Genomic DNA, 385 nt, shown 5'->3' with positions numbered 1-385 from the left:
GCCACCCAGGACGAGCTGCTGGCCTTCGCGATGCGGATGACCGTCGACGGAGCGGAGCAGCGGCTGAGGGACGACGCGGAGATGCCGGAGGACGCGAGGGTGCTGGCGTTCACGACACTGGAACGGTTGCTGCCCTTGGATTCCGACGCACGCGTCGCCACGGAGCTGTGGGTGGCGTACCTGTCGCGTGTGCTGGTCGACGCGGACGCGCGCGCCTTCAACACCAAGACGGCGCGTGAGACGTGGGAGCTGTTCGCGACGGTGGTCGGCGCGCTGCGCGACGCGGGGATGACGCCGGAAGGGCTCGACCCGGACCTGGAGACGGATCGGCTGCACGCGCTCTTCGACGGGCTGTCAGTGCAGGTCGCGACGGAGCCGGAGCGGA

1 protein-coding gene is annotated in these 385 nt (G+C 70.4%); it reads left to right on the top strand.

The features are described from left to right. On the top strand, positions 1-385 hold a 385-nt coding region (locus CCN37_RS37880), incomplete at both ends, for a TetR family transcriptional regulator C-terminal domain-containing protein (protein WP_210408400.1).

Source organism: Allokutzneria sp. NRRL B-24872, from assembly GCF_002155965.1.
Lineage (GTDB): Bacteria > Actinomycetota > Actinomycetes > Mycobacteriales > Pseudonocardiaceae > Allokutzneria.
The sequence above is the reverse complement of the archived record's forward strand: the minus strand, read 5'-3'. Positions and strand labels throughout refer to the sequence as shown.